The sequence below is a fragment of the Gordonia sputi NBRC 100414 genome, from assembly GCF_000248055.1.
In the GTDB taxonomy this organism is placed as follows: domain Bacteria; phylum Actinomycetota; class Actinomycetes; order Mycobacteriales; family Mycobacteriaceae; genus Gordonia; species Gordonia sputi.
The window spans coordinates 88,086-95,979 of the sequence record NZ_BAFC01000075.1 but is presented as its reverse complement, the minus strand read 5'-3'; the positions used below and the strand labels follow the sequence as shown (position 1 = coordinate 95,979).

5 protein-coding genes are annotated in these 7,894 nt (G+C 65.0%); all 5 read right to left on the bottom strand.

What is annotated here, in order from left to right; all coding sequences use genetic code 11:
- Positions 1–103: 103 nt before the first annotated feature.
- From GOSPT_RS12740 to GOSPT_RS12720, 5 genes are read right to left on the bottom strand one after another with little or no spacing between them, the layout of a single operon-like run.
- Positions 104–1,261: an acyl-CoA dehydrogenase family protein gene (locus GOSPT_RS12740; protein WP_005206603.1), complete on the bottom strand. Its 1,158-nt coding sequence runs from the start codon at positions 1,259–1,261 to the stop codon at positions 104–106.
- Positions 1,258–3,303 (bottom strand): acetyl/propionyl/methylcrotonyl-CoA carboxylase subunit alpha, encoded by a 2,046-nt coding sequence (locus GOSPT_RS12735; protein ID WP_005206602.1) that lies wholly within the window; start codon positions 3,301–3,303, stop codon positions 1,258–1,260. Before GOSPT_RS12735 ends, GOSPT_RS12740 begins: the two co-directional genes overlap by 4 nt.
- An 8-nt stretch (positions 3,304–3,311) precedes the next feature.
- Positions 3,312–4,910, bottom strand: coding sequence for an acyl-CoA carboxylase subunit beta (locus GOSPT_RS12730; protein ID WP_005206601.1), 1,599 nt, complete (start codon positions 4,908–4,910; stop codon positions 3,312–3,314).
- Positions 4,907–6,082, bottom strand: a complete 1,176-nt coding sequence (locus tag GOSPT_RS12725; RefSeq protein WP_005206600.1) for an acyl-CoA dehydrogenase family protein — start codon at positions 6,080–6,082, stop codon at positions 4,907–4,909. Before GOSPT_RS12725 ends, GOSPT_RS12730 begins: the two co-directional genes overlap by 4 nt.
- Positions 6,083–6,085: 3 nt before the next feature.
- On the bottom strand, positions 6,086–7,870 hold the full coding sequence (locus GOSPT_RS12720; protein WP_005206599.1) for an acyclic terpene utilization AtuA family protein: 1,785 nt from the start codon (positions 7,868–7,870) through the stop codon (positions 6,086–6,088).
- Between the last annotated feature and the right edge of the window lie 24 nt (positions 7,871–7,894).

The following is a 7,894-nucleotide window of genomic DNA, read 5'->3' as shown; positions in this document are numbered from 1 at the left end:
GGTGGTCATCGACCTGCGCCTTCCTGTGGTCCTCGGTCAGAGTTGGTCTGCTGTGGTTGGTCTGGGATGAATGGCGAATCGGAAACGGCGGTGCCGGGACGAATCAGTACGACTTCGGCAGTCCAAGACTGGTCTGCGCGACGAAGTTCAGCACCATCTCGCGGCTGACCGGTGCCACACGCGCAATTCGAGCGAGCGAAAGCAGCGGCGCCACACCGTATTCGGTTGTCAGTCCGTTGCCACCCATGGACTGAACGGCTTGGTCGACGATCTTGACGCACGCCTCGGCGGCCGCATACTTCGCCATGTTCGCCGGTTCGGCAGCGCCCCAGTCGTCTCCCGCGTCGTAGAGGGTGGCGGCCTTCTGCATCATGAGCTTGGCCATCTCGAGTTCGATCTTGCCCTGCGCCAGCGGATGTGCGATGGCCTGGTGCGCTCCGATCGGGGTCTTCCAGACCGTGCGCTCCTTCACGTAGTCGACGGCTTTGCCCAGCGCGAAACGACCCATCCCCACCGCCGACGCCGCAGCCATGATGCGTTCTGGATTCAGACCGGCGAAGAGTTGGCTCAGTGCCGCGTCCGGGGAGCCGACGAGTGCGTCAGCAGGCAGGCGCACATCGTCGAGGTAGAGCCCGAACTGCTTTTCCGGGTTCACCAATTCCATGTCGATCATCTTGTATTCGAACCCCGGTGCGTCCGTGGGCACGATGAACAGCGCGGGCCGCAACTTGCCGGTCTTCGCATCCTCGCTCCGACCCACGATGAGAACGGCATCGGCCTGATCGACACCGGAGATGTACACCTTGCGCCCGTTGAGGACCCAGTCCGATCCGTCGCGCGATGCCGTGGTGGTGATCTGATGCGAATTCGATCCGGCGTCGGGTTCGGTGATACCGAAGGCCATGGTGATCGATCCGTCCGCAAGCCCTGGCAGCCACCGGTCGCGCTGCTCGTCGGTGCCGAAGCGCGCAATGATGTTGCCGCAGATGGCCGGCGAGACAACGAGCATCAGCAGGCCGGTGCCCGCCGCCGCGATCTCCTCCATCACGATCGACAACTCGTACATTCCTGCGCCGCCACCGCCGTACTCCTCGGGAAGATTCACCCCGATGAAGCCCAGTTTGCCCGCCTCCGACCACAATTCGTCGGTCTTGCGACCCTCACGGGCGCATTCGCGGAAGTAGTCCTGCCCGTACTTGGTGGCCAGCGCGGCCACCGATGCACGCAGATCGGCCCGTTCAGCCGTTTCGACGAAGCTCATGCGGATGTCTCCTGAGGTGTTGGTGCGTCGGAATGCTCTGTCTCGCTGTCGTTGTCGGCCTCATCGGTGATGATCGCAAGCACATCGCCGACGGCGAGTTGGCGTCCCGCTTCGACGGCGAGCGTGCTGACCACACCGTCGGCGGGAGCCGCGACGGTGTGCTCCATCTTCATCGCCTCGAGCCAGATCAACGGCTGACCGGCGGTCACACGGTCGCCTTCGGAAACCGCAACGCGGATCACCGAACCCGGCATCGGCGCGAGGAGCGAACCCGGTCGCGCAACGGCACTGGGATCGACGAATCGCGGCGGCCGACGGAAGTGCACCGACGCGCCTGCGGTGTCGACGTAGACGTCGTCGCAGTATCGCGCGACGTCGAAGGTCCGTCGAATGCCGTTGTGGGAGAGTACGACCTGCTCTGTCGTCGTGGATACGACCTTGGTGTCGGCGACGTCGGGAAGCTCGACGCTCCCGCCTCGGGTGCACCGGTATCGAACCTCGTGTTCGACGTCGTCGTCGGTACGGAACGTCTTGTGCGAGTACTGCGACGGCATGTTCCGCCAGCCTGCGGGCAGACTTCGCTGGACGCGAGCGCGTTCCCGGTTGACGGCCACCTCCGCCAGCGTTGCGGCAACGGCGGCGAGTGTCACCGTCGACTCGTCGGCCAGCGGCGCCGACAAGACGTCGAGGCCGATCTGGTCGAGATATCCGGTGTCGGTATCGCCGCTGAGGAACGTCGGCTCCCGCAGCGTGTTCACCAGCATGTCGCGGTTGGTTGTCGGGCCGTGGAGCGCCGCGTCGGACAGCGCTCTGGCGAGAATCGCAGCGGCACGAGCACGTGTCGGCGCCCAACTGATGACCTTGGCCAACATCGGATCGTAGAACGTCGAGATCTCCGAGCCTGATTCGATACCCGCGTCCACACGCACGCCCGGACGGTCGAGCGGACCGAAATGCGTCTGCGCGTCGATCTCGATGCGGTGCATGGTTCCCGACTGCGGTTGCCATCCCGCAGACGGATCCTCGGCGTAGAGGCGGACCTCGATCGCGTGGCCGCGAGTACCGGGCTCCTCGACGTCGAGGTGCTCGCCCATCGCGACACGCAGTTGCCAGGCAACGAGGTCGGTCCCCGTCGTGAGTTCCGTGACCGGATGTTCCACCTGCAGACGCGTATTGGTCTCCAGGAAGTAGAAGCGACCGGTCTCGTCGGCGAGGAATTCCACGGTTCCCGCACCCGTGTAGCCGATCGCCGACACGGCCTTCCTGGCGGCGTCGTAGAGGCGTTCACGGAGATCTCCGCCGATCCGTTCGACGAGAGGCGCAGGGGCCTCCTCGATCACCTTCTGGTGACGACGCTGGATCGAGCATTCACGCTCTCCGACGGCCCAGACGGCGCCGTGCTCGTCGGCGAGCACCTGCACCTCAATGTGGTGTCCCCGTTCGACATACGGCTCGCAGAAGACCGTCGGATCACCGAAGGCCGACGCCGCTTCGCGTTCGGCAGCGGCAACCTGCTCGGCCAACTCGTCGACCGACCGCACGATCCGCATGCCGCGTCCACCGCCGCCCGCAGACGCCTTGATCAGCAGTGGGAGGTCGCTCTCGGTGACTCCGGCAGGGTCGATGTCGCCCAGGACGGGTACGCCTGCGTCGGCCATCAGCTTCTTGGCGTTGACCTTTGACCCCATCGCGTCGATCGCCCCGGGTGGGGGCCCGATCCACGTCAGTCCCGCGTCTATCACCGATTGCGCGAACTCCGCGTTTTCCGAGAGGAATCCGTAGCCGGGATGAATCGCATCCGCGCCCGCGAGCTTGGCGGCCTCGATGATCTTGTCACCGCGCAGATAGGTCTCTGCCGACGTCGAGCCGGGAAGTGCCACAGCGACATCGGCTGCGGCGACGTGCGGCGCATCGGCGTCCGGATCGGAGTAGACCGCAACGGTCCCGAGGCCCATCTGACGACAGGTCACGAACACACGTCGCGCGATCTCGCCGCGATTGGCGACAAGCACCGAGGTGATCGTTGAATGTTGTTCTGTCATCTCACACCTCACATCCGGAAGACGCCGAAACTCGACGTCCCCTCGACCGGACCGTTATGGATCGCCGACAAGCACAGCCCCAGAACGGTTCTCGTGTCACGCGGGTCGATCACACCGTCGTCGTAGAGCATGCCCGACAAGAACGCGGGCACCGATTCGGCCTCGATCTGCGCCTCGATCATCTGCCGCATCCCCGCGTCTGCCGCCTCGTCGACAGTGCCGCCACGAGCCTCGGTCGCCGCGCGCGAGACGATCGAGATGACGCCTGCCAGTTGCGCGGCTCCCATCACCGCCGACTTCGCGCTCGGCCAGGCGAACAAGAATCGCGGATCGTATGCCCGCCCGCACATTCCGTAGTGACCCGCGCCGTAGCTGGCACCCATCAGCACCGACAGGTGCGGCACCTTCGAATTCGACACCGCGTTGATCATCATCGCGCCGTGCTTGATGATGCCGTTCTGTTCGTACTCCTTACCGACCATGTAACCGGTTGTGTTGTGCAGGAACAGCAGCGGCGTGTTGGAGCGATTGGCGAGCTCGATGAACTGCGTGGCCTTCTGCGCCTCCTGGCTGAACAACACACCTTGCGCGTTGGCCAGGATGCCGACGGGATAGCCGTGGATGTCGGCCCATCCCGTGCACAGCGAGTTGCCGTACTCGGGCTTGAACTCGTCGAAATCGCTGTCGTCGACGACGCGCGCGATCACGTCGCGCGGGTTGAACGGGATCTTGAGATCTGGCGGGACGATGCCGAGGAGTTCCTCGGGGTCGTAGCGCGGTTCCCGCACCTGCGCGCGCGGTTGTCCGCCCGCCTTGGTCCAGTTGAGCCGCGACACGATCCGACGCCCGATCCGGATCGCATCCTGTTCGTCGGCGGCGTAGTAGTCGGCAAGACCCGACGTGCGCGCGTGCATCTGAGCGCCGCCAAGGGACTCGTCGTCGCTTTCCTCGCCGGTGGCCATCTTCACCAGCGGCGGTCCGCCGAGGAACACCTTGGAGCGTCCGTCGATCATCACGACGTGATCGCTCATGCCCGGGATGTACGCTCCGCCGGCCGTCGAGTTACCGAAGACCAATGCGATGGTCGGGATACCCGCCGCCGACAGCCGCGTCAGATCGCGGAACATCCGCCCGCCGGGGACGAACACCTCCTTCTGCGTCGGCAGATCGGCACCACCCGACTCGACGAGCGAGATCACCGGGAGTCTGTTCTGCATGGCGATATCGTTGGCGCGCAGTGTCTTACGCAGCGTCCACGGATTCGACGTCCCGCCCTTGACCGTCGGGTCACTGGCAACGACGAGACATTCGACCCCCTCGACGACGCCGATCCCCACGACGACCGACGCTCCGACGTGGAAGTCCGACCCATACGCCGCGAGCGGGCACAGTTCGAGAAAGTCCGAATCCTCGTCGAGCAGCATCTCGATGCGCTCACGCGCGGTCATCTTGCCGCGCTTGCGATGCCGCTCGACGTACTTGTCACCGCCACCCGCGAGGGCCTTGTCGAGTTCACCGTGTATCTGGTCGAGCTTCTCCAGCATCGAATCGCGTGCGGCGGTGAAGTCGTCACTCGTCGAGTCGATCGTCGAACGCAATGCGGTCATCGTGTGCTCCCCTGTGCGATGTAGCCGAGTCGTTTTGCCGCGAGCCCGCTCAGGATCTCGGTGGTTCCCCCACCGATCCCCAGGATTCGCATGTCCCGATACTGACGCTCGACCTCGGTGCCCGTCATGTAGCCGAGGCCACCGAAGAGCTGAACAGCCTTGTCGGCCACCCACTCCCCGGTCTGCACCGCGGTGTTCTTCGCGAAACACACCTCGGCGATCAGGTCGTCGTCGGACGTCACCTTGCGGTTGACGACCCCACGCGCGTAGGTCCGCGCAACGTCGATGCGTCGAGCCATCTCGGTCAGCGTGTCCTGCACCGACTGTCGGGCGGCGAGCGGCTTGCCGAAGGTCTCGCGTTCGCGGGTCCAGTCGAGAGTGAGGTCGAGGCAGCGTTGCGCACTGGCGTAGGCCTGCACGGCGAGTCCGGACCGTTCGGTCACGAACGCCGCGGCGATCTGGGCGAATCCGCTGTTCTCGGCGCCGACGAGGTTCGTCGCCGGAACGCGTACGTCGACAAAGGCCAACTCCGCGGTGTCCGAACTGCGCCACCCCATCTTGTCGAGCTTGCGCGTCACCGTGAAACCCGGTGTGTCCTTCTCGATCACGAGAAGCGAGACCCCGGACGCTCCCGGTCCGCCTTTACGTACCGCGGTGACGACGAAGTCGGCGCGCACCGCGGAGGTGATGTAGGTTTTGGCGCCGTTGACGATGAAGTCGTCGCCATCGCGCTGTGCCCGCGTCGTCAGATGCCCGACGTCGCTTCCGCCGCCCGGCTCGGTGATCGCAAGGCTGCCGATCTTCTCGCCTGCGAGCGTCGGCCGCACCCATCGGTCGATCTGGTCGGGATCGCCTGCGGCGATCAAGTGCGGCAACGCGATTCCGTGCGTGAACAGCGACGCGAAGACGCCCGCGGCACCACCCGCGTAGTGGAACTCTTCGCCCAGAATCGACGCATCGATGAGGTCGCCACCACTGCCACCGACGGACTCGTCGATGCCCAGTCCGAAGAGACCGAGTTTGGCTGCCTCGGAGTGCAACTCGCGGGGAATCAGGCCGTCGCGTTCCCACTCGTCCTGATTAGGCAGCACATGACGTTCGACGAATCCGCGAACCGCGTCACGCAGGGCGCGTCGTTCCGGCGTCTCCCACTGCGGATCTACAAGTGGCACAGCTCAGTTCCTTTCCGAAGACTCGGATGATGGCGCGGCAGAGGCCGTCTCGGCGACGAAGCTCAGCGGTATGGGCACAGGTCGTGAACGCAGCCACTCGCCCATCCCCTTGGCCTGCGGGTCGAAGCGCACATTGTCGGCGACGCCGCGCCCGAGCACTCCCTCGATGACGAAGTTCAGCGCCGACAGGTTGGGCAGCCGAAAACGCTTGACCTCGAGGTCGGCGATCTCCGGCAGGAGCTTCTTGATCAGGTCGACGTCGAGCGTCGCGTCGAGCCAGTCGAAGTGGTCTGGATTACGTACCCACACACCGATATTGGCGCTGCCTCCCTTGTCGCCGCTGCGCGCTCCGGCCACCAGACCGAGTGGCGACGCCGCGGTGGGCCCGGGATCGTCGACGTCGACGACGCTGCGCGGTTCGGACTCGTCAGCGGGAACCTGGGTACGCAGTGGACTCGGTTCGATGCTCTCGCTCACGCCGTCTGCGAAGGACACACGATGATCGACGAGCTTCGCGTCGACGTATCCCGGCTCGAAAACGCCGAAGGGAGCGCCCTTTCCGGGGGGTGCGAGCATCGTGAATCCGGGAAAGGTCGCCAGCGCCAGTTCAACAGCGGTGTTGCTGAATGCACGGCCGACCTTCTCGGGGTCGGTATCTCGGGCAACGCAGCGCAGCAGCGCCGTCGCCTGTTCCTCTGTCTGCGCGTCGGGTCGATCGAGTCGTACCAACTCCCACGTCATCTGCTCGGGCACCGACGACAGTTCCGCGCGGAACTGATCGCGGAACAGTTCGGCCTTGTCCTCGATATCGAGTCCGGTGATCGCGACGGTGATCTCGTTGCGGATGCCTGCGAGATGGTTGAGCGAGACCTTGACCGTCTCGGGCGGCGCCTCGCCCTTGACACCACTGATCGCCACCCGATCCTCACCGTCGGAACGCAGCGAGATGGTGTCGAGCCGGGTGGTCACGTCCGGGCCGAGGTAGCGAGGACCACCGACCTCGTAAAGCAGTTGTGCCGTCACGGTTCCCACGGTCACCGCACCGCCGGTGTTGGGGTGTTTGGTGATCACCGACGTGCCGTCGGAGGCGATCTCCGCGATAGGGAATCCGAGGTGTCCCATCCGGGGCAGCTCCGTGAAGAACGAATAGTTGCCGCCTGTCGCCTGCGCGCCGCATTCGATCACGTGACCCGCGACGACAGCGCCCGCCAGAGCGTCGAGATCGCCGTACTCCCAATCGAATGCGCTCGCAGCTGGCCCGACGGTCAACGAGGCATCGGTGATCCGCCCGGTGACGACGACGTCAGCACCCGAATCGAGCGCCGACTTGATGCCGAAGGCCCCGAGGTATGCGTTTGCCGTCAGCGGTGTGCCGAGTCCGAGATCGTCTGCGCGGTCGAGGATGTCGTCGCCGTCGACGAACGCGATCGATGCGTCGACGCCGAGCTTGTCCGCCAGTTCGCGCAGCGCAACCGCGAGGCCGTGCGGGTTGAGGCCGCCCGCGTTGCTCACGATCCGCACGCCCTTGTCGACGGCGAGCCCGAGGCACTCCTCCATTTGACGCAGAAATGTCTTGGCGTAACCCGTTTTCGGGTCCTTCAACCGATCGCGGCCGAGGATGAGCATGGTCAGCTCGGCGAGATAATCGCCTGTCAGATAGTCGAGTTCACCACCCTCGAGCATCTCGCGCATCGCGCTGAAGCGATCGCCATAGAAGCCCGAGGCGTTGCCGATTCGGACGGGGCGGTTCGATCGGCTGGTGTTGGTGCGACTTGTGGTTGAAGTCATCGCTACTCCGATTCGGATGGTCGA

What these genes read in the sequence shown, in the direction of transcription:
- GOSPT_RS12735 (WP_005206602.1), bottom strand. Translation starts at nt 3,303, where the DNA reads ATGACAGAACAACATTCAACGATCACCTCGGTGCTTGTCGCCAATCGC.
- GOSPT_RS12720 (WP_005206599.1), bottom strand. Translation starts at nt 7,870, where the DNA reads ATGACTTCAACCACAAGTCGCACCAACACCAGCCGATCGAACCGCCCC.
- GOSPT_RS12730 (WP_005206601.1), bottom strand. Translation starts at nt 4,910, where the DNA reads ATGACCGCATTGCGTTCGACGATCGACTCGACGAGTGACGACTTCACC.
- GOSPT_RS12740 (WP_005206603.1), bottom strand. Translation starts at nt 1,261, where the DNA reads ATGAGCTTCGTCGAAACGGCTGAACGGGCCGATCTGCGTGCATCGGTG.